This window comes from Synechococcus sp. 65AY6A5 (assembly GCF_002760415.1).
Classification (GTDB): domain Bacteria; phylum Cyanobacteriota; class Cyanobacteriia; order Thermostichales; family Thermostichaceae; genus Thermostichus.
This window is the reverse complement of the sequence record NZ_AXUW01000001.1, coordinates 2,038,206-2,056,500: the sequence shown is the minus strand read 5'-3', so window position 1 is coordinate 2,056,500 and position 18,295 is coordinate 2,038,206. Positions and strand designations below refer to the sequence as shown.

Below are 18,295 nucleotides of genomic sequence, written 5' to 3'. Positions count from 1 at the left end.
AATTGATGCCTGCTCTGGGCCGCATCGGCGCCATCAAAGAGGACGAGGCGGTTATTTGTGTTCTCAAAGACCTAAACCCCACCCTGAGAAATCCGGAACGCTCGGACAATTACCCCGTCATCCGCTACCTGAAAACCCTGGCCAGAGAGAGCCGCCACAGCCGCAAGTCCATCATCCTCTTGGGCCAAGAAGCCGTTGTCCCTGCCGAGCTGCGCGAGGAAATTGTGGTCTATGATTTTCCCCTGCCCAGCATCGCCGAAATTGAGCGGATCATTACCCGCGCGATCCCTGCCCGTCAACTGGAGCTAAGCGGCCCGGCGCGGGAACAACTGGTTCGAGCCTGCCAAGGACTGACCCGGCAGCGCATTGAGCGCATCCTGGCCCGCGCCCTAGCCGCCAAGGGCAAGGTCAGCGAAGGGGATATTGATCTCGTTTTGGAAGAGAAAAAACAATACATCCGCCAGACGGAAATCCTGGAGTTTTACAACCCCTCCGAGACCTTGCAAAATGTCGGCGGCCTGGAAAACCTCAAAGCCTGGATTCGGCAGCGCCGCAACAGTTTTAGTGCCCAGGCCCGTGCCTATGGCTTGCCCAGTCCTAAGGGCATTTTGCTGGCCGGGATCCAGGGCACCGGCAAGTCTCTATGTGCCAAAACCATAGCCCGCGAGTGGCGCATGCCCTTGCTCAGGCTGGATGTGGGGCGACTCTTCGGCGGGATCGTCGGCGAAAGCGAAAGCCGCGTGCGCCAGATGATCCAAATTGCCGAAGCCATGGCCCCTTGTGTGTTGTGGATTGATGAGTTGGATAAAGCCTTTGGCGGCGTCAACAGCGAGTTTTCAGGGGATTCGGGCACCAGCAAGCGGGTCTTCGGCAGCCTCATTACCTGGATGCAGGAAAAGACCAAACCCGTTTTTATTGTTGCCACCGCCAACAATGTCCGCATCTTGCCGGCCGAGCTGCTGCGCAAAGGCCGGTTTGACGAAATTTTCTTCGTCAATTTGCCCAACCAACGGGAGCGGGAGGAGATCTTCCAAGTCCACATCCAGCGGCTGCGGCCCAACCGCGTGCGGGATTTTGCCTACCCTGAGCTGGCCATGGCCAGCGAAAACTTCAGCGGCGCAGAAATTGAGCAGACCATCTACGATGCCATGCACATGGCCTTCAACCAGGATCCGCCCCGCGAGTTTACCCAGGAGGATATTCTCGGCGCCATTCGCCAAACCGTTCCCCTGGCCGCCATCGCCCGCGACCAGATTCAAGACTTGAAAGCGTGGGCTGCCGAGTCCGGGGCCCGAACGGCCTCCCGAGATCAACACCTTGTGCACGAGCTGCAAACCCTGGTGCAAAAAAGAGGGCTGGGCCCCATCGAAGTCGACAGCCCCTCCTCATTTAAGTTTTCTAACTAAGGCAGCTCTACCGAGGTGGGCTTGGAGGCGTAGGTTAGGCCCCAGCCCAATTTCTCCCGCATGACGCGGAAAAACTCCGGTCGGCGTAGGCGAATCAAATCTGTGCAGTAGGGGGCGCGGACAACGCGAATTTGGTCTTCTGGCAGGATGTAGCAGCCGGCATTGCCGTCCGCTACCAAAACCAGCGGCTGAGGGCTGGCGGGGCTGATCCATACCTCTTCCGAATCGGGAAAGACCAGAGCCCGTGAGGCCATCGAGTGGGGACAGATAGGGATCAACTGCAACACCGGCAGGCCGGGAGTGATGACCGGCCCTCCCGCAGAAAGGGCATAGGCGGTGGAACCGGTGGGGGTGGCTAAAATAATGCCGTCGGCAGCCACATCCAGCGGTGAGTGATCCCCAATGGTTACTTCAAAGTGGCACATGCTGGTCAAGGGCTCGCGGTGGAGCACCATCTCGTTGAGGCTGAGCACCTCCCAGCGCAATTCGTTGCCGCGGTAGGCCTGCACCAGCAACATGCTGCGGCGATCGAGAATGTACTCGCCAGCAATGGCTGCCTTGGCCGCCTCCTCCAGGTGGGTTAGGTAGGTCTCTGTCAGAAAGCCCAGGTGGCCCGTGTTCACGGCCAGCAAGGGGATCCCTTTGGGGGCCAGTTGCCGGGCTGCTGCCAAAACGGTGCCGTCTCCCCCCAGCACCACGGCAAACTTCATGCTCTCGTCAAAGCCGGCGGGGGCCAGGCTGTCCACCTTGGTCAAGCAGACGGGACTGTCGGGCTTGGCGTAGCCAAGGATGCCGCCCCAGTTGGGTGCGACACAGACTTCCCAACCCTGTTCCTGAAACCAGCGGGACAGGGTTTCGCTGCTGCGCTTGGCGGCGGGCTTGGCGTCGTTGTAGAGGATCCCGGCTTTGGGCTTGCTCATGGGGCAGTGGTGAGGCAGAGGGTGCCAAAACTCTATCAGTTCTGGATCGGCTCTGGGATCCCTTCTGCAACCAGGACGGCAGCGGTCTCGGGTTTTGGTGAAGTAAACCTAGCTTCCGTTCCGGGGTGCCCTGGGCTCGCCTCCAGCTTCGCCCTTGGGCTGGGCAGCGGATCCCGCTTTGCGGGCGCTTTTGCAGCAAACGGTGGCCGGCCCGATGGCCATAGCCAATCCCATGCTGTTTCCTCCGCCCAGGGATCCCTTGCCTTAGAATCAGGCTGGAAGGCCTCCCCAGCAAGGTCTGGTTTCCCCTTGGTTTGGACAGGCTGAGGGGAGTTGCTGTCAACCTCGCTCCTTTCCCCATGCAAGCCTGTACCCTGATTGCCCGCGCCAAGATCAATCTCTACCTAGAAATCCTCGGCTCCCGCCCCGATGGCTATTCCGAGGTGGCCATGATCCTACAGAGCATCACTTTGGCGGATCGCGTGCATCTCCAGCGCCGTCCCCACGGGATCCTCTTGATTTGCGATCACCCGGAAGTGCCGGCAGATGCCCGCAACCTGGCCTACCGCGCGGCTGAGCTGCTGCAAAGGGAATGTCGGGCTGAGCTGGGAGTGGAGATCCAGCTGGAAAAACAGATCCCAGTAGCAGCGGGCTTGGCGGGCGGCTCAGCGGATGCGGCGGCAGTTTTGGTGGGTCTGAACCAGCTTTGGGGCCTGGGCCTGACGGTAGGAGAACTGCAGAGCTTGGCGGCCCGTTTGGGATCCGATATTCCCTTTTGTGTGCAGGGGGGGACGCAGTTGGCTACGGGACGGGGAGAAGTTTTACAGCCGCTGGCCGACTGGGAAGGGATCCCGCTGCTGTTGGCCAAGCCCCGGCATCTAGGGGTTTCCACCGCCTGGGCCTATCAGGCCTTTCGGGCTCGCCACGCCGCTGCCTCGCCTTCTGGCGCGCCCTCCCGGCCCACCTTGCCTCAGGTGCTGGCTGCTCTGGAGCGTCGGGATCTGCTGGGCTTGGCCCGCAGTTTGCGCAACGATCTGGAGCAACCAGTTTTGGCCGAGCACGCTATCGTGGGAAAATTGCGCCAGGCCTTGCTCGAGGCAGGAGCGCTGGGATCCCTGATGTCGGGCTCAGGGCCGACGGTGTTTGGGATCATGGCCAGCCTGGAGAGGGCCGCCCAAGCCCGTGACAGTCTGTGCCACCACTTTCCAGAGGTGGATTTCTGGGTAACCCAGTTTGCTCCCACCGGTATTCTGCTGGAGCCGGATCCCCAGGCCCTCCGTCTCCCCTAGGGCCGGTCAGCTCAACTGGGCTAGCCCGGCCTTGGGAAAGGTGCTTTGCCCGCCCCGACCTCTGACTTGACAAGCTTTGGTAACAAGTAGGACATTGAAGCTCTACGGAAAGCAGCTCAAAACTGGCTTGGCCGCAGGCCGGAGAGGAAGATGAGCGAGAGGACGTTGTTCGACAAAGTCTGGGACGCCCATACGGTGCGGATCTTGCCCTCAGGGCAGACGCAGTTGTTCATTGGGCTACACCTCATCCACGAGGTCACCAGTCCCCAGGCTTTTGCCATGCTGCGGGAGCGCAATCTGCCAGTTCTTTTTCCAGAGCGGACGGTGGCGACGGTAGATCACATTATCCCTACAGACAACCGGACGCGACCTTTTGCGGATCCCTTGGCGGAGGAGATGATCCAGGAGCTGGAGCGCAACTGTCGCCAATATGGCATCCGCTTCTACAACAGCGGCTCCGGCCAGCAGGGGATCGTGCATGTGATTGCGCCGGAGCAGGGGCTGACGCAGCCGGGGATGACCATTGCCTGCGGCGATAGCCACACGTCTACCCATGGGGCCTTTGGGGCCATTGCCTTCGGCATCGGCACCAGCCAGGTGCGGGACGTGCTGGCCACCCAAACTCTGGCCTTGTCCAAGCTCAAAGTGCGCCGCATCGAGGTGCACGGCAGGTTGGGGCCGGGGGTTTACGCCAAGGATGTGATCCTCCACATCATCCGCAAGCTGGGGGTCAAAGGCGGGGTGGGCTACGCCTACGAATACGGCGGCAGCACCATCGAGGCCATGAGCATGGAGGAGCGCATGACCCTCTGCAACATGTCCATCGAGGGGGGAGCCCGCTGCGGCTACGTCAATCCCGACGCGGTAACCTTTGAGTATCTAAAGGGACGGGAGTTTGCTCCTCAGGGATCCGACTGGGAGGAGGCAGTGGCCTGGTGGCAAAGCCTGGCCAGCGGCCCCGACGCCGTCTACGACGACGTGGTGGTGTTTCAGGCCGCAGAGATCGCCCCCACCGTAACCTGGGGAATCACCCCTGGTCAGAGCATTGGGGTGGACGAGCGGATCCCGGCACCGGAAGAGCTGCCGGAAAGCGAGCGGGAGCTGGCCAAGGAAGCCTATGCCTACATGGGCTTGCGGCCGGGGGATCCCATCGTGGGCACGCCAGTGGATGTCTGCTTCATTGGCAGTTGCACCAACGGCCGCTTGAGCGATTTGCGGGAGGCGGCCAAGATTGCCAAAGGACGGCGAGTAGCGCCTGGAGTGAAGGCGTTTGTCGTGCCCGGCTCGGAGCGGGTCAAGCAGGAGGCGGAACGCGAGGGCCTGCGCGAGATCTTTGAGGCGGCAGGGTTTGAGTGGCGGGATCCCGGCTGCTCCATGTGTTTGGCCATGAACCCAGACCGCCTCGTAGGCCGGCAGATTAGCGCCTCTTCTTCCAACCGCAACTTTAAGGGTCGCCAGGGATCCCCCAGTGGGCGCACCCTGCTCATGAGCCCGGCCATGGTGGCGGCGGCGGCCGTGAGCGGCAAAGTGGTGGACGTGCGGGAACTGCTCTAGCCAGCGGGGCCGTTCAACCTCCCCCGGCAGCCTGAGCGGCTGCCGGCTGCGAAGAAGGGGGCTAAGACTGGAGAAGCGGGTAGAAGTGCCCCACCGGCCCTTGTCCTGCGCCGATGGCCAGAGGATGCCGCAGGGCTTCGGTAACATAGGCCTTGGCTGCTAGCGTCGCCGCCAAGGGATCCTTGCCCCAAGCCAGTTGCGCCGCAATGGCTGCCGAGAGGGTACAGCCGGTGCCGTGGGTGTGGCGGGTGGGGATGCGCTCGCTTTTGAGGATCTCCAGCCGCTCGCCGTCAAACCACACATCCACCCCCTGCAGTTCCCCTGGCATACCTCCCCCCTTGACCAAAACCGCCTTACAGCCCAGGGCGTAGATGCGGCGGCCCGCCTCCTCCATATCCGCCAATGACTGCAGCTCCATCCCTGCCAAAATCTGGGCCTCGTAGCGGTTGGGGGTAACGACCTGGGCCAGCGGGATCAGCCGCTCGCGGATGGCCTGGATGGCGTCTTCTGCCAGCAGCTTGGCCCCGGTGCGGGAGACCATCACCGGATCCACCACCAGCGGCTGCAGGGCCCACCGCTCCACTTGGCGGGCCACCTCCCGCACGATCTCGACATTGAGCAACATGCCGGTTTTGATCCCTTGCACCCCGATATCCTGCACCACCGCCTCAATCTGGGCGGCCACCGCCTCCGGCGGCAGGGCATCCACGCGGTTGACCCCGAGGGTGTTTTGGGCAGTTACGCAGGTGAGGGCGGAAGTGCCGTGGACGCGCTGGAAGGCAAAGGTGCGCAGATCCGCTTGAATGCCCGCTCCGCCGCCGCTATCGGATCCGGCAATGGTGAGGGCAACAGGGGGATGCTGCTCGGCCAACATTGGAGCCGACATTGGTTCAGATGTGGGGACAGACATTGGCCAAAGGACAAAAACTGCCGAGGGTACCGCTAGCCATTTCTGTCCTTCAGCGTAGCAACGAAATGATTCCCGCTAGCCTCTGAGGTCTTGGGAAAACTCTTTCAGACCCGATAGGCAACGCAGTTGCGAACGCGCCGGCGGCGCGGGCGCTATCCCCAACTCCCCTCTTCCTAAGGAGAGGGGTGGGCTGTCTTCAATCGGAATGGCCATCGTCGGTAGTAGCTACTACCTCCACCCAAGCCCTATCCCCCTCCACCGCCGTCAGGCTCCAGCGCAGAAGCTGAGCTGGCTGTCCTAGCTCCTGGGCCACCTGCTCGGTAAGGGATCCCTCCAGTCGAGCAGCAGAAACCGGCAGGCTTAGGGGCAGGGAAAGGCGGAGAAAGTGCAGCTTCACAGGCCGTTAGAACTCCTTTGAGTAACCCGCACAGAATTGCCCTCAACGGGGGTGGATATCCAAGCAGGGCTAGGAGCCAAACTGGAGACGATAGACCTCCTCCTCTTGGTCCGTCTCCACCTCTAGATCGGAAGTAGGATAGGCTACACACAGCAGCACAAAGCCCTGAGCCTTGAGTTCCGGCCCGATCCCCATGGCGTCAGGCTGGGCCACGGATCCCGACTTCAGCCTCCCTGCACAGGTGGTACAGACTCCCGCCTGGCAGGAAGAGGGCAGCTCTAGGCCGTGTTCGAGAGCCGCCTGTAAAACTGTCTGATCTGCCGCCGCGGTAAACCGGTAGGTTTGGCCCCGGTGATGAACGGTTACCTGGTAAACCATAGCCGTCATCAGGAACGAACCCGCGAAGGAGTGCAGACCACCGTCAGCGACTGCGGCTGGCGCATTTTCTTTATCTGAACCTCGATCTTCTCAGCCCCCTCCGCCTTCAGGTCGGCGATGTAGCGACCTTTATGCGCCTCTGCTTCTTTCTCGCTGGCGAAGGGGCCGTAGTAATAGGTGCAGTCGTCGGTGGTGATCTCAACCCAGACTGCTAGGCCCCGCAGCCTATCCAACAGCCAGACCAAAGGGTTGCCCACGGGATCCATCCCCCCTATTAAGCGCAAAGGATGACTCAGGATCTTTTGCAATCACCTAGATTCTACTGCCTTCGTTGAGGATTTGTTGAGAAATGTTTCGACCTCGGTGGGGGGAGCGCTGCCGGTGGATCTCGTAGAGGGCGATGCCCGCCGCCACCGAAGCATTCAAACTTTCCGTGCGGCCCGCCAAGGGGATCGACAGCAGTTGGTCGCAGTGGCGCTGGGTGAGCAAGCTGATGCCTTCCCCTTCGGATCCCACCACCAAGGCAATAGGTCGGCGAAAGTCGGCGCTGTAGATAGGGGCAGCCCCCTGGCTGGTGGTGCCATAGACCCAAAACCCCTGCCCTTTAAGATATTCCAGGGCGCGATTTAAGTTCACCACCCGCGCCACCGGCAAAGTAGAGAGGGCCCCCGCTGCCACCTTCATCACCGTCGCAGTGACGCCTGCCGCCCGCCGCTGTGGGATCACCATCCCCTGCATGCCAAACGCCTCCACGCTGCGGGCAATAGCCCCCAGGTTGTGGGGATCCTGGATCCCGTCCAGCACCACCAGCACCGGATGGGGGCCGGACTGGCGGCTCTGTTCCACCAGCTCTTCCAGATCCACATAGCGGTAAGGGGTGGCCTGGGCGGCGATCCCCTGGTGGTTGGCTCCAGCGGTGAGAAGGTTTAGCCGCTGGAGAGACACCTCATCGATGACGGTACCCCGTGCTTTGGCTTCTTCCAACAAAGACCAAAATTGGGGGCTGTAGCGCAACCGCGGCAGCACCCACACTCGGTTAAGGGTGGCCTGGCTTCTCAGCGCAGCCAACACGGTTTGGCGACCGTAGATGATCTCTTGTTCAGGTTCGGCTTCGGGATCCCGGTTAACCTGCAGCTCCCCGTCTTCTGGACTGGCAACGGGAGGGCTGGGATTTGGCTGGGGGCGCTCCTGCTCAGCCTTGCGACGAAGCGGCTTTACGGGCGGCTCTTGCGCCGCCGGCTGGAGATGGAGCGGGGAGCCCCCCTCGCGCCGTTTGGTCTGCTTGGGCTTGTTGAAGGGTTGCCCCGCCCCTTGCCGCTGCAGCTTGCTCCGGCGAGACAGCCGTAAGGGAGGTTTGCATTGGGAAGGCTTGGGCATGGGCAGAGAACGGTGCAGAGTAAAAGCCGATCTTAACCTTCCCCCTCGCCTATCGTCTTGGCCAAAACATCGGTGAGAGCGAGAATGTGGCGTAGCCGCTCGGGATCGGTGAGGTAAAGGTAGCCCAAGATGGTTTCCAGGCCACTGGCATTCTGGTAGTCGGCCAAGGGCAAGTGGCGGGGTGGACGACCGCAGCCGTTGCGGCCCCAGCGGACGATCTCCCGCTCTTCAGGGCTGAGATAGGGCAAAAGCGCCAACAACAATCTGGCCTGAGCAGATCCGCGTACCCGCCTTACCACCTGCCGATGGTAAAGCTCTGGCCGAGTGGGAGGAAACAACTGCTGCCGTCGCACGTGCAGTTCGTAAATGGCATCTCCCAGGTAGGCCAGGGCTGCAGGCGACAGGCGACCGATCTCAGCCAAAGAGAAGCTTGCAGAAGTGGGATCGGACAGGAGATCGCTCACGACAGCTTACAAAAACTATTTGGCTATTTGGAAAAATGCCTAGAACCGCTGCCGTCGGTTCATAGCAAATTCGAGACTCCACTGGCTGGCTCAGTCTATGCTAGGGCAAGCTTCCTGCCTTCTGCCAGTCTCACTGCTGCCCTGAACTTTTCCCTCGCCTGCTCAGGTTATTGGATCACAAAGACGCTGCAAGCCTTGAAAAGCCAGCTGAAACCCCGTCAAGAAGCTGGAGAGCAAAATCCAGGGAAGCTGTGGGCAAGCGGGCCGGCATCAACGCGAAAAGCTGGAAAGCAGAGCCCATCTGGCCAAGCCGCCGCTCAGCAGAGGATGGAGAGACTCGCAAGGCCGTCCAAGACAAGGGGATGGATGGAGAGGGGAAGCCGCTTAACCAAAATTGGGAAACAACAGATCTCCATTGAGCAGAAGCAGGTAGGCGACGATTGCCCCGCCCATGCCCCCTACCAAAAAGCCGGCGGCCAGTTCGCTCCAAGATTGGGATCCCTGCACCGGCCCGTCGTTGCGCTGCGGGGAGACGGTGCCGTAGAGAGAGAGAGCTGCCGTCATGATTAAGATCAGGCCACAGGCTCCCAGGAAACCGCTCAGCAGGCCGATGGGCTCGCTGCGCAGCGGCCCTAGCTTGGCAAAAGGCCCCACCAACCAATAGCCGTGGGCCATGCCAATTTCCAAACCCCGCCAAATGGAGCTCAATCCCGGCCGGTTGATGGGCAACCAGTCTATCAACAGACGGACAACAGGCGCGTGGTTGATCGGCGTCCAGAAATCGCCAATCTGCGGATCCCCTTCCGGGACGGCGATATATCCCCTATTAGGAGAAACGGTATCGGCAGTGGGTTCAACCATGTCGGCAACTCTGGTTCCAGTGCAAAAAGGGTTAGAAAAACCTCAAATTCCAAAAAGTCTGGCTTAAAAGACCAGGGATCCCTGTGGGTGTTGCTGGCGCGGCTGGGGATCCCTGGCTTGCGAGTTCAGAACGTCAAAATGTCGGGGAAGAAGCGGTTGATCTCGATGAACAGCGCAAAAACGAAGCTGGAAAACAAGATAAAGGCCACTGGAGCCGTGGTGAGAAACTTGGTGAAATCAGACATACATACCTCTCAAGTTGGATGGGTGAAGCTAAGCCAAAAGCCGAGGAGAAGCCCCTTCTTCAGCGAGGAGAGATGGGCACGGCCTCTTCCGGCTCCTGAATTTCGCCGCTGGCAATTTCCTTGAAAGCAGCGGCAGGCCAGGCCAAAGCCGTGAGGAAACAGCGCAGCGCCAAGGGGACGTCGATGATGCTTTCTTTCATCTCCGGCTCGTCGCTATTCCGGACAGCAATCAGATAGGAGCGCCCAGCCCAGCCCAGCCAGCCGGCGATGTAGAGGAAAAGCAGGCCAGGGATGAGAAACTCGCCTGCATGGCTCCAGCGGCCATCGGTAACCAGGTGGGGCAAGCCTTCTTCGCCACAGAGCAGCTTGCTGTAGCGCTCAAAACGCTTTTCGGTTTGGACCAACTTTTGCTGGTAAAGGGGAGCCAACTCAGGGCTAGCGTTGCGGATTTTCTCTTCAAGGCTGCTCAGGCGCTGATCTCGTAGAGCCTGGAAAGCAGGAACTTCGCTACAAGGCTTCAAGCCAATCAAAGGCTCTGCCTGCACTGCCTGGGTAAAACCAAGCGCTAGGCAAAGGGCCAAAAGGAGACTCAAAAGGGTTCGCATGGCAGGATGTGTCCTTGAGCTAGGGACTCAATGGGGAGGAATGCTCAGTGCAGAAACGAGCACCAAACGGTTAGTATCATACTCCTGAGCGCCTTATCCGGAGGGATCTCGGGTTTTAGCTCACACAATTCTTAAGGATCCTGAGGCATTCCCACCCCTTTTTCCCATGGCCTGTGTCCTTGCCATTGAAACCAGTTGCGACGAAACGGCTGTGGCGGTGGTGGAGGCGGAGCCAACCTGGCCGACCTTTGCCCCACGGCAGCTCAGCTCTGTGGTGGCTAGCCAGATCGACCTCCATGCAGCCTACGGGGGCGTGGTGCCGGAGGTGGCTGCCCGCCGCCATGTGGAAACTCTGCCCTTTGTGCTCGAGTCAGCGCTGCAGCAGGCCGGGCTAGGCGTAGCCGAGGTGGATGCCATTGCCGTAACTTGTGCGCCGGGCCTGGTGGGATCCCTGCTGGTGGGGCTGATGGCGGCCAAGACCTTGGCGCTGCTCTACGATAAGCCCTTGATTGGGGTACATCACCTGGAGGGCCATCTCTTCAGCGGCTTTTTGGCCACAGCCGACTTGCAACCTCCCTGCCTGTGCCTTTTGGTTTCGGGAGGCCACACCAGCTTGATCTGGATGAAGGACTACGGGGAGTACCAGACAATGGGCCGCACCCGCGACGATGCTGCCGGCGAAGCCTTTGATAAGGTGGCGCGGCTGTTGGGGCTGGGCTATCCGGGCGGGCCCCAGATCGACCGCTGGGCGCAACAAGGGGATCCCCATCGCTTTCCCCTGCCGGAAGGCAAGCTGGACCACCCCTACGACACCAGCTTCAGTGGCCTGAAGACGGCTGTGCTGCGCCTCGTCCAGCACTTGCAGCAGGAAGGCCAGGAGCTGCCCATTGCCGACATTGCCGCCAGCTTTCAGGCCTGCCTAACGCGCGTCCTCACGGAAAAAGCCGTGGCCTGCGCCGAAGCTCTTGGCCTCTCAACCCTGCTGCTGACTGGCGGGGTAGCTGCCAACCGGGAGCTGCGCGCTCGCCTTCTGGAAGCGGGCCAGCAAAAGGGCCTGCGGGTGGTGATCCCGCCCCCAAACCTCTGTACCGACAACGCCGCCATGATTGGGGCAGCCGGCCTCTGTCACTGGCTGCGCGGGGAGGTCTCCCCCTTGGATTTGGGCGTGGCTTCGCGCATGGCGCTGGAGGAGATCCCTGCTCTCTACACGGCTGGGCGCAAAGATTACCGCGAGCTGCCAACAGGTTCTGCCGTCGCTCTCTGACGCTGTCTCACCTCGAGGTAGATGAGCAAGGCGTTGATGTCGGCGGGGTTGACGCCGCCAATGCGGGCCGCCTGGCCCACGGTCAGAGGCCGGACTGCCGCCAGTTTCTCCCGCGACTCTTTGGAGAGGGTGGGGATGGAGTGGTAGTCCAGATCGGGGGGCAGGGGGCGGTGGTACTGCTTGCTCACCTGCTCGATCTGGGCTTGTTGCCGCTGGATGTAGCCGCTGTATTTGACAGCAATTTCTGCTGCCTCCTGCTCAAAGGGATCCAGCTCCTCATTTCCCAACCCCAGCTCTAGCAGGTCGGCGTAGTGGATCGGGTTGCGGCGCAGGAGCTCGGCCAAGGTGGCGGATCCTTTGATCCCCTGGCCGGTCAGTTGGCTGAGGTGGATCCCGGCGGGGTCGTGGGCCTTGACCCGCTGGGTTTCTAGGCGCTCGATCTCGGCGGCAATGCGGGCCTGCTTGGCCTGGAAGAGGGCCCAGCGGCGGTCGTCGATGAGGCCCCATTCCCGCCCCAGGGGGGTGAGGCGTTGGTCGGCGTTGTCGGCGCGTAGGATAAGGCGGTATTCGGAGCGGCTGGTGAGCATGCGGTAGGGCTCCCGCAGCTCTTTGGTACAAAGGTCGTCGATGAGGGTGCCGATGTAGCTGGACTCCCGCGGCAGGGTTACCAGCGGCTTCCCCTGCACCAGGCGGGCGGCGTTGATCCCGGCGATCAGACCCTGGGCTGCTGCCTCTTCGTAGCCGGTGGTGCCGTTAATTTGGCCGGCACAGAACAGCCCCTGCACCTTCTTGGTCATCAGGGTGGGGTAGAGCTGGGTGGCCGGCAGATAGTCGTATTCCACGGCGTAGGCAGGCCGCAGCATGACGCACCGCTCCAGGCCGGGCAGGGAGCGCAGCATCTGGATCTGGATCTTTTCTGGCATCCCCGTCGAGAACCCCTGGATGTAGAGCTCCGGCAGATCCCGCCCCTCTGGCTCAATAAAAATTTGATGGCTTTCCTTGTCGGCAAAGCGGACGATCTTGTCTTCGATGCTGGGGCAGTAGCGGGGCCCCTTGGCCTCCACCCAGCCGCCGTAGACCGGCGTCTCGTGGAGGTTTTCGCGGATGATGCGGTGGGTCTCCGGCGTGGTGCGGGTGAGATAGCAGTCCATCTGCTCCCGCGGCACCCACACCTCCGGGTCAAAGCTAAACCAGCGCAGGTCGGGATCCCCTGGCTGCCGCTCCATCACGGAAAAATCGACGCTGCGGCGATCCACACGGGCAGGGGTGCCCGTCTTCAGCCGACCTGTCTCAAAGCCCAGTTGGCGCAGGGTGTCGGTCAGGCCTTCGACGGCAAATTCCCCCGCTCTGCCAGCAGGCTGCCAGTGGCGGCCAATCCAGATGCGCCCTCCCAGAAAGGTGCCCGTGGTCAGGATCACCGCCCCACAGCCGAAGACGCTGCCAAAATGGGTAACCACGCCCACCACCTCATCGTTGCGCCCCAGCACCAGGTCGGTGACAGTGCCCTCGCGGATGCTCAGATTGGGCTGGTTTTCCACCACCGAGCGCATTACCCGCGCGTACTCGCGTTTGTCGGTTTGCGCCCGCAAGGCCCATACCGCCGGCCCCCGCGAGCGGTTGAGCACCCGCTTTTGCAAATAGGTGCGGTCGGTAACTTTGCCCATCTCGCCGCCAAGGGCGTCGATTTCGTGCACCAGTTGCGACTTGGCCGGGCCCCCCACAGCGGGGTTACAGGGCTGCCAGGCGATCTTGTCCAGGTTCAACGTCAGCATCAAGGTATTACAGCCCAGCCGCGCTGCCGCCAGGGCCGCTTCACAGCCAGCGTGTCCCCCACCCACGACGATCACGTCGTAGTGGTCGAGAAAGTCCACGTTGTCCCGTCCAACTTTGAGCATAGGATCGCCTCCGCGGAATACCGGGATCCCCTATCCCAATTAGGTTGTTACAGCTTGTTTCTCCAGTCTAGCGACGGATAGAGGGCTATCCCCAAATCTCGGCAAGAGAAAGCCAGACCTCCACCAGTCTGCCGCTCCGAGGTTGCCCAAACCGGCTACGATCCCGCTCTCCCCAGCCGGATCTAATTCAGACTATTTTAGTCGGGTTTAGTTGACGGGGTCGATCGCGGGTGATAAGATTGCCCTCGACGACGGGTAAACAAGATCCAGCCCTTTCTCCTGTCTGAGGCTTCCTATGACCCAAACCCTTTCCCACCGCCCGCTCAGCCCTGCCGATTTGCCGCCCAGCTCGGCCTTGCGCACCCTCCAGGTGGGCTTTAGGCGCTTGCGCTGTCGGGAATGTGGGGCCGAGTATGAGCCGGTGGCCAAGCACGTGTGCGACCTGTGTTTTGGCCCCCTGGAAGTGGTCTATGACTACGACTGGCTCAAGAGCGTTGTCAGCCGGCAGAGCATCCAGGCCGGGCCGCTCTCCATCTGGCGCTACCGACCTTTCCTGCCGGTCCTTTCGGAGCGGCCCATCGATGTGGGCACCGGCATGACGCCGCTGGTGAAGGCGGAGCGGCTGGGCCGGCGGCTGGGGTTAAAAAACCTCTACCTCAAGAACGACGCCGTCAACATGCCCACCCTCAGCTTTAAGGATCGGGTGGTGTCGGTGGCCCTGACCCGCGCCAAGGAGCTGGGCTTTACCACCGTTTCCTGCGCCAGCACGGGCAACTTGGCCAACTCCACGGCTGCCATCGCCGCCCACGCCGGCCTGGACTGCACCATCTTCATCCCGGCGGATCTGGAGGCGGGCAAGGTGCTGGGATCCCTCATCTACAATCCCACCGTCATGGCCGTGGAGGGCAACTACGACCAGGTCAACCGCCTCTGCGCCGAGGTGGCGGATCGCTACGGCTGGGGCTTTGTCAACATCAACCTGCGCCCCTACTACGCAGAAGGCTCGAAAACCTTAGCCTACGAGGTGGCGGAGCAACTGGGGTGGCAACTGCCGGATCAGGTAGTGATCCCGCTAGCGTCGGGATCCCTGTACACTAAGGTTTACAAAGGTTTTCAGGAGTTCGTGAAGGTGGGCCTGGTGGCAGAAAAGCCGGTTATTTTCCACGGCGCCCAGGCCCGGGGCTGTGCGCCCATCGCCCAGGCCTTCCGCGAGGGGCGGGATTTTGTTACTCCCGTTAAGCCGAACACCATCGCCAAGTCTATTGCCATCGGCAACCCTGCCGACGGCATCTACGCCCTGGAGATTGCCCGCAAAACCGGCGGCCAGATCGCGACGGCCACGGATCCCGAGATCATTGCCGGCATCAAGCTCCTGGCCGAGACTGAGGGCATCTTCACCGAGACGGCTGGCGGCACCACCATTGCCGTGCTCAAACGCCTGGCCGAATCGGGCCAGCTCGATCCCGAGGCGATTACGGTAGCCTATATTACCGGTAATGGCTTGAAAACTCAGGAGGCGGTGCAGGCGCATGTGGGCCACCCGCTGGTAATTTCGCCCAAGCTGGAGAGCTTTGAACAGGCATTGGAGCGCGCCCGCACTCTGGAGCGGCTGGACTGGCAGGAGGCTTCGGTTTGAAGCGAGAGGGATCCCCCTGGGCTCTTAACGGCGTCTTAGTGAAGAACTGTTACGATCCCTGGCACAGACCCACTCGCTCAGGAGCTCTGCACCATGCCTATCCTCCGTTCTGTCCGTCACTTTGCGCGTCGCTGCTTGCCGGTGGCAGTGGCGGTGTTGACCCCCCTTGCTTTGGCTCCCACGGCTCGGCCTCAGGGGCTGAACACCATTGCCGTTGAGCTGGAAACTTTGCCCAGCAGCTACTCGACGTTGGCGACGGCTTTGCGGGCGGCGGGGCTGAACACGGCGTTGGCGGGGCCGGGGCCGTTCACGGTCTTTGCCCCTTCCGATGTGGCCTTTGGGCAACTGCCGCCGGGCACCGTGGAGACGTTGTTGCAGCCGGCCAATCGGGATCAGCTCACCCGCATCCTCACCTATCATGTGGTGCCGGGGCGGATTACCTCGTTTGACCTGCGGCCTGGCCAATCGGCCACTCTGACCACCTTGGCGGGGCTGCCGCTGCGGGTGCAGGTGGGAGCCGATGGCAGCATCCGGGTCAACGGGGCCAATGTGAACTTGGCGGATATTCCGGTTTCCAACGGGGTGATTCACGGCATTGACGGGGTGCTGCTACCCTAGTCTTCTAAGGTTGGTCGCTGGACGAAGCATTGGCTTATGGCAGTCAAGGTGTTAATTCCCACCACGCTGCGGGTGCTCACCCGGGATCAGGAGGTGGTAAGTTGCGAGGGATCCACCGTTCGGGAATTGCTGGAGGCCTTGGAGCAGACCTATCCGGGCATCAAGGCGCGGCTGTGCGATGAAAAGGGGGAATTGCGCCGCTTTGTCAATCTCTATGTCAACAGCGAAGACATTCGCTTCCTCCAGGGATCGGACACGCCTCTACAGGATGGGGATGAGGTGAGCATCGTCCCTGCTGTTGCCGGGGGATGAAAGTTGCCGAGCCGGCTGTGGCTGCTTGGGAGTGGTTGAGCAAGCCGGCGCCGCTGGTGGCGCCTACGTTGCTGGGCATGGTGCTGGTGCGGCAATTTGCCGATGGGCTGCAGGTGCGGGCGCAGATTGTGGAAACGGAAGCCTACACCGCCGGCGATCCGGCATGCCACGCCTATCGCCGCAAGACCCGCCGCAACCAGGTGATGTTCGGGCCGCCCGGCCATCTCTACGTCTATCGCATCTACGGCCTCTACCACTGTCTCAACATCGTCACCGAGGCGGAAGGGATCGCGTCAGCGGTTTTGATCCGGGCAGCCCAGTTGGATCGCCTGCCGGAGTGGATCCCGGCCAATAAGCGCATGAAACCGGCGCGGGTGGCGGCGGGGCCGGGCCTGCTCTGCCAAGCGCTGCGCATCGACGGATCCCACAATGGCTGGCGGCTGGAACCGGTGGCAGCCGGCCAGGAAGGCATTTGGCTAGAGGGATCCCCTGCTTGGGAGGCACAGTTCCCCATTGTCCAAACTACCCGCATCGGCATTACCCGCGGTGCGGAGCTCCCGTGGCGCTGGTACATTAAGGGGCATCCGGCGGTGTCGCACTATTAGTGGGGGCAAGCCGACAATGCTGCCGCAAGGCAAAGACTCCTGGCAAAGGCTGTCTGGGCTGGTCAGCGGCGTTGTGCTGCTCCTGCCCGCGTTGGCCCAGCCGGTTGCAACTTCTCCAGGACTCTTGACAATGCAAGCCCAGCGCCACTCCCCCTATCGCACCAGGTTGCAGCGCTGGCATGCCCCCCAAGGTTTTCAGGGCTGGTCAGCCCGCGGGATCCGGCTGAACGCCCAAGGGCAATTGGTCTTAGATCCAGAGAGCTGGCGGCAAGAAGTCAGCCTTGAGGAGCCGCAGTCGCCATTGCGCGGACGTCCTTTTCATCCCCCCGGCAGCTATTGGGTGGGAGAAGCCATCAGCCCGGAAGTTCCCGCCAGCTTTCCTCTGGTGGAAGCAATCGTCTCCTGGAATGCCACCACCCCTCCCGGCACCTGGCTAGAAGTGGAGATCCGGGCCAAGCTTGCGGGGCGCTGGACGAAGTGGTATCACGCCGGCGTGTGGGCTGCCGATCCGCCCACCCTGGCCAGCCACTCCGTGCGCGGGCAGGAAGACGCAGATGGCAACCTGCACACGGACTTGTTGGTGCTCAAGGATACCCACAACGGGGCAGAGGCTTTCCAAGTCAGGGTGCGCCTGTTCACGCAAGAGGCGGGCCGCTCTCCCCTGGTGGATCAGGTGGCGGTTGCCTTTTCCAACCAGCCGGCCCAGCCCGACCGCCTCTCCCCTGGGGATCCCAGCCGCTGGGGCCAGGTCTTGGAGCTGCCCTTGTGTTCCCAAATGGTCTATGCCGACGGGGGAGCAGCTTGGTGCAGCCCCACTGCCTTGGCGATGGTGATGGCCTACTGGCAGCGGGATCCCCCCCCCCTGTGAGCCGTTGGTGCGCGCCGCGGCGGCCGGGGTGTACGACCGGGTTTACCAGGGCCACGGCAACTGGGCCTTCAACGTGGCTCATGCCGCCGAGCGGGGTTTGGCCGGCGTGGTGGCGCGGCTGCAGAGCCTGGCCCAGGCAGAAGCCTGGATCGCGGCCGGCGTGCCGGCTATCCTCAGCTATGCCTGGGGCGAGGGCGAGCTGGAGGGGGCGCCGATCCCCAAAAGCAACGGCCATCTGGCGGTGCTGGTGGGGTTCGACCGCCAAGGGGATCCCATCCTCCACGATCCGGCGGCCAAGACCAACGAAGAAGTTCGCCGCACCTACCGCCGCGACCAGCTAGAGCCTTTGTGGTTGGCCCACTCCGGGGGTACCGTCTATTTGATCTATCCGCGAGGGTGGCCAATTCCGGACCCATAGGTTAGCCCCGGCCTTCCACCGGGCTGGAGGCTTCTGCTCGAAGAGGCTGGGATATCGAGCGGACAAAAACGAACATGGCTTGGCGAGCATCCGATTGCCATCTGGCTTTTCGACGGGGATTTGAGTAAGGATATTAATAAGAAGTGAGGAGTGCAACTCACCCTTGGGTGAGACGGCTTAAGCATGGATAGGGTTAGGGTTCAAGGCCTGCGAGGCTGGCTGAGGGGTTTCCCTATGCCGAGCAGGCGGTGGGGCGCGGCTGTCCGCAGAAAA

At 61.9% G+C, this 18,295-nt stretch carries 21 protein-coding genes; 10 read left to right on the top strand and 11 right to left on the bottom strand.

What is annotated here, in order from left to right; genetic code table 11:
* On the top strand, nt 1-1,406 hold a 1,406-nt coding region (locus SYN65AY6A5_RS09815; RefSeq protein ID WP_240531028.1), incomplete at its 5' end, for an AAA family ATPase.
* Here the strand turns inward: SYN65AY6A5_RS09815 and SYN65AY6A5_RS09810 are convergent.
* Nucleotides 1,403-2,326 carry an NAD(+) kinase gene (locus tag SYN65AY6A5_RS09810; RefSeq protein WP_011429193.1) on the bottom strand — a complete coding sequence of 308 codons (924 nt, stop codon included), beginning with the start codon at nt 2,324-2,326 and terminating at the stop codon, nt 1,403-1,405. The genes SYN65AY6A5_RS09815 and SYN65AY6A5_RS09810 overlap by 4 nt on opposite strands.
* Nucleotides 2,327-2,685: 359 nt before the next feature.
* On the opposite strand from SYN65AY6A5_RS09810, the gene ispE reads away from it, so the two are divergent.
* A complete protein-coding gene (gene ispE / locus SYN65AY6A5_RS09805; RefSeq protein ID WP_099812544.1) occupies nt 2,686-3,615 on the top strand; it encodes a 4-(cytidine 5'-diphospho)-2-C-methyl-D-erythritol kinase in 930 nt (309 codons plus the stop codon).
* 150 nt (nt 3,616-3,765) lie between these two features.
* Entirely contained in the window at nt 3,766-5,169 is a 1,404-nt protein-coding gene (gene leuC, locus SYN65AY6A5_RS09800) for a 3-isopropylmalate dehydratase large subunit (protein WP_099884315.1), read from the top strand.
* A 61-nt stretch (nt 5,170-5,230) separates the two neighbouring features.
* Here leuC and thiD read toward each other — a convergent pair whose 3' ends face one another.
* The 9 genes from thiD to SYN65AY6A5_RS09755 form a co-directional block, all read right to left on the bottom strand.
* On the bottom strand, nt 5,231-6,055 hold the full coding sequence (gene thiD, locus SYN65AY6A5_RS09795) for a bifunctional hydroxymethylpyrimidine kinase/phosphomethylpyrimidine kinase (protein ID WP_228375400.1): 825 nt from the start codon (nt 6,053-6,055) through the stop codon (nt 5,231-5,233).
* Nucleotides 6,056-6,275: 220 nt separating this feature from the next.
* Entirely contained in the window at nt 6,276-6,476 is a 201-nt protein-coding gene (locus tag SYN65AY6A5_RS09790) for a hypothetical protein (RefSeq protein ID WP_011429198.1), read from the bottom strand.
* A 69-nt stretch (nt 6,477-6,545) separates the two neighbouring features.
* Nucleotides 6,546-6,863 carry a 2Fe-2S iron-sulfur cluster-binding protein gene (locus SYN65AY6A5_RS09785; protein WP_168173317.1) on the bottom strand — a complete coding sequence of 106 codons (318 nt, stop codon included), beginning with the start codon at nt 6,861-6,863 and terminating at the stop codon, nt 6,546-6,548.
* Complete coding sequence (locus SYN65AY6A5_RS09780) at nt 6,863-7,120, bottom strand: DUF1816 domain-containing protein (protein ID WP_099884313.1); 258 nt, start codon at nt 7,118-7,120, stop codon at nt 6,863-6,865. The genes SYN65AY6A5_RS09785 and SYN65AY6A5_RS09780 overlap by 1 nt, the downstream gene beginning before the upstream one ends.
* Nucleotides 7,121-7,166: 46 nt before the next feature.
* Nucleotides 7,167-8,231 (bottom strand): 23S rRNA (guanosine(2251)-2'-O)-methyltransferase RlmB, encoded by a 1,065-nt coding sequence (gene rlmB, locus SYN65AY6A5_RS09775; protein WP_011429201.1) that lies wholly within the window; start codon nt 8,229-8,231, stop codon nt 7,167-7,169.
* 32 nt (nt 8,232-8,263) lie between these two features.
* Nucleotides 8,264-8,695: a ribonuclease III domain-containing protein gene (locus SYN65AY6A5_RS09770; RefSeq protein WP_011429202.1), complete on the bottom strand. Its 432-nt coding sequence runs from the start codon at nt 8,693-8,695 to the stop codon at nt 8,264-8,266.
* A 384-nt stretch (nt 8,696-9,079) separates the two neighbouring features.
* Nucleotides 9,080-9,556, bottom strand: coding sequence for a photosystem I reaction center protein subunit XI (locus SYN65AY6A5_RS09765; RefSeq protein ID WP_011429203.1), 477 nt, complete (start codon nt 9,554-9,556; stop codon nt 9,080-9,082).
* A gap of 125 nt (nt 9,557-9,681) precedes the next feature.
* Nucleotides 9,682-9,801 (bottom strand): photosystem I reaction center subunit IX, encoded by a 120-nt coding sequence (locus SYN65AY6A5_RS09760; protein ID WP_011429204.1) that lies wholly within the window; start codon nt 9,799-9,801, stop codon nt 9,682-9,684.
* Between the two features lie 59 nt (nt 9,802-9,860).
* On the bottom strand, nt 9,861-10,406 hold the full coding sequence (locus SYN65AY6A5_RS09755; RefSeq protein ID WP_099884311.1) for a Photosystem I reaction center subunit III: 546 nt from the start codon (nt 10,404-10,406) through the stop codon (nt 9,861-9,863).
* A gap of 166 nt (nt 10,407-10,572) precedes the next feature.
* Here SYN65AY6A5_RS09755 and tsaD point away from each other — a divergent pair, with 166 nt between their 5' ends.
* Nucleotides 10,573-11,670 carry a tRNA (adenosine(37)-N6)-threonylcarbamoyltransferase complex transferase subunit TsaD gene (gene tsaD, locus SYN65AY6A5_RS09750; RefSeq protein ID WP_099835670.1) on the top strand — a complete coding sequence of 366 codons (1,098 nt, stop codon included), beginning with the start codon at nt 10,573-10,575 and terminating at the stop codon, nt 11,668-11,670.
* Here the strand turns inward: tsaD and mnmG are convergent.
* The gene (gene mnmG / locus SYN65AY6A5_RS09745; protein ID WP_099812537.1) at nt 11,631-13,565 is read right to left on the bottom strand and encodes a tRNA uridine-5-carboxymethylaminomethyl(34) synthesis enzyme MnmG; all 1,935 of its coding nucleotides are present in this window, start codon (nt 13,563-13,565) and stop codon (nt 11,631-11,633) included. The two genes, tsaD and mnmG, sit on opposite strands and share 40 nt — an antisense overlap.
* Nucleotides 13,566-13,860: 295 nt before the next feature.
* On the opposite strand from mnmG, the gene thrC reads away from it, so the two are divergent.
* From thrC to SYN65AY6A5_RS14460, 6 genes are all read left to right on the top strand, one after another.
* Complete coding sequence (thrC, locus tag SYN65AY6A5_RS09740) at nt 13,861-15,201, top strand: threonine synthase (protein WP_240531027.1); 1,341 nt, start codon at nt 13,861-13,863, stop codon at nt 15,199-15,201.
* A gap of 93 nt (nt 15,202-15,294) precedes the next feature.
* Nucleotides 15,295-15,819 (top strand): fasciclin domain-containing protein, encoded by a 525-nt coding sequence (locus SYN65AY6A5_RS09735; RefSeq protein WP_099812536.1) that lies wholly within the window; start codon nt 15,295-15,297, stop codon nt 15,817-15,819.
* A 36-nt stretch (nt 15,820-15,855) separates the two neighbouring features.
* Nucleotides 15,856-16,131 carry a ubiquitin-like small modifier protein 1 gene (locus SYN65AY6A5_RS09730; protein ID WP_011429210.1) on the top strand — a complete coding sequence of 92 codons (276 nt, stop codon included), beginning with the start codon at nt 15,856-15,858 and terminating at the stop codon, nt 16,129-16,131.
* The gene (locus tag SYN65AY6A5_RS09725) at nt 16,128-16,736 is read left to right on the top strand and encodes a DNA-3-methyladenine glycosylase (protein ID WP_168174250.1); all 609 of its coding nucleotides are present in this window, start codon (nt 16,128-16,130) and stop codon (nt 16,734-16,736) included. Before SYN65AY6A5_RS09730 ends, SYN65AY6A5_RS09725 begins: the two co-directional genes overlap by 4 nt.
* A 16-nt stretch (nt 16,737-16,752) precedes the next feature.
* The gene (locus SYN65AY6A5_RS09720; RefSeq protein ID WP_240531026.1) at nt 16,753-17,604 is read left to right on the top strand and encodes a C39 family peptidase; all 852 of its coding nucleotides are present in this window, start codon (nt 16,753-16,755) and stop codon (nt 17,602-17,604) included.
* Between the two features lie 7 nt (nt 17,605-17,611).
* Nucleotides 17,612-18,022, top strand: a complete 411-nt coding sequence (locus tag SYN65AY6A5_RS14460; RefSeq protein WP_240531025.1) for a C39 family peptidase — start codon at nt 17,612-17,614, stop codon at nt 18,020-18,022.
* The last annotated feature ends 273 nt before the right edge of the window (nt 18,023-18,295 follow it).

Coding starts and splice junctions, on each gene's coding strand:
- SYN65AY6A5_RS09735 (WP_099812536.1), top strand. CDS start 15,295: ATGCCTATCCTCCGTTCTGTCCGTCACTTTGCGCGTCGCTGCTTGCCG.
- SYN65AY6A5_RS09785 (WP_168173317.1), bottom strand. CDS start 6,863: ATGACGGCTATGGTTTACCAGGTAACCGTTCATCACCGGGGCCAAACC.
- SYN65AY6A5_RS09760 (WP_011429204.1), bottom strand. CDS start 9,801: ATGTCTGATTTCACCAAGTTTCTCACCACGGCTCCAGTGGCCTTTATC.
- tsaD (WP_099835670.1), top strand. CDS start 10,573: ATGGCCTGTGTCCTTGCCATTGAAACCAGTTGCGACGAAACGGCTGTG.
- SYN65AY6A5_RS09755 (WP_099884311.1), bottom strand. CDS start 10,406: ATGCGAACCCTTTTGAGTCTCCTTTTGGCCCTTTGCCTAGCGCTTGGT.
- SYN65AY6A5_RS09730 (WP_011429210.1), top strand. CDS start 15,856: ATGGCAGTCAAGGTGTTAATTCCCACCACGCTGCGGGTGCTCACCCGG.
- SYN65AY6A5_RS09725 (WP_168174250.1), top strand. CDS start 16,128: ATGAAAGTTGCCGAGCCGGCTGTGGCTGCTTGGGAGTGGTTGAGCAAG.
- leuC (WP_099884315.1), top strand. CDS start 3,766: ATGAGCGAGAGGACGTTGTTCGACAAAGTCTGGGACGCCCATACGGTG.
- mnmG (WP_099812537.1), bottom strand. CDS start 13,565: ATGCTCAAAGTTGGACGGGACAACGTGGACTTTCTCGACCACTACGAC.
- SYN65AY6A5_RS09780 (WP_099884313.1), bottom strand. CDS start 7,120: ATGGATCCCGTGGGCAACCCTTTGGTCTGGCTGTTGGATAGGCTGCGG.
- SYN65AY6A5_RS09765 (WP_011429203.1), bottom strand. CDS start 9,556: ATGGTTGAACCCACTGCCGATACCGTTTCTCCTAATAGGGGATATATC.
- thrC (WP_240531027.1), top strand. CDS start 13,861: ATGACCCAAACCCTTTCCCACCGCCCGCTCAGCCCTGCCGATTTGCCG.
- rlmB (WP_011429201.1), bottom strand. CDS start 8,231: ATGCCCAAGCCTTCCCAATGCAAACCTCCCTTACGGCTGTCTCGCCGG.
- thiD (WP_228375400.1), bottom strand. CDS start 6,055: ATGTCGGCTCCAATGTTGGCCGAGCAGCATCCCCCTGTTGCCCTCACC.
- SYN65AY6A5_RS09720 (WP_240531026.1), top strand. CDS start 16,753: ATGCTGCCGCAAGGCAAAGACTCCTGGCAAAGGCTGTCTGGGCTGGTC.
- ispE (WP_099812544.1), top strand. CDS start 2,686: ATGCAAGCCTGTACCCTGATTGCCCGCGCCAAGATCAATCTCTACCTA.
- SYN65AY6A5_RS09810 (WP_011429193.1), bottom strand. CDS start 2,326: ATGAGCAAGCCCAAAGCCGGGATCCTCTACAACGACGCCAAGCCCGCC.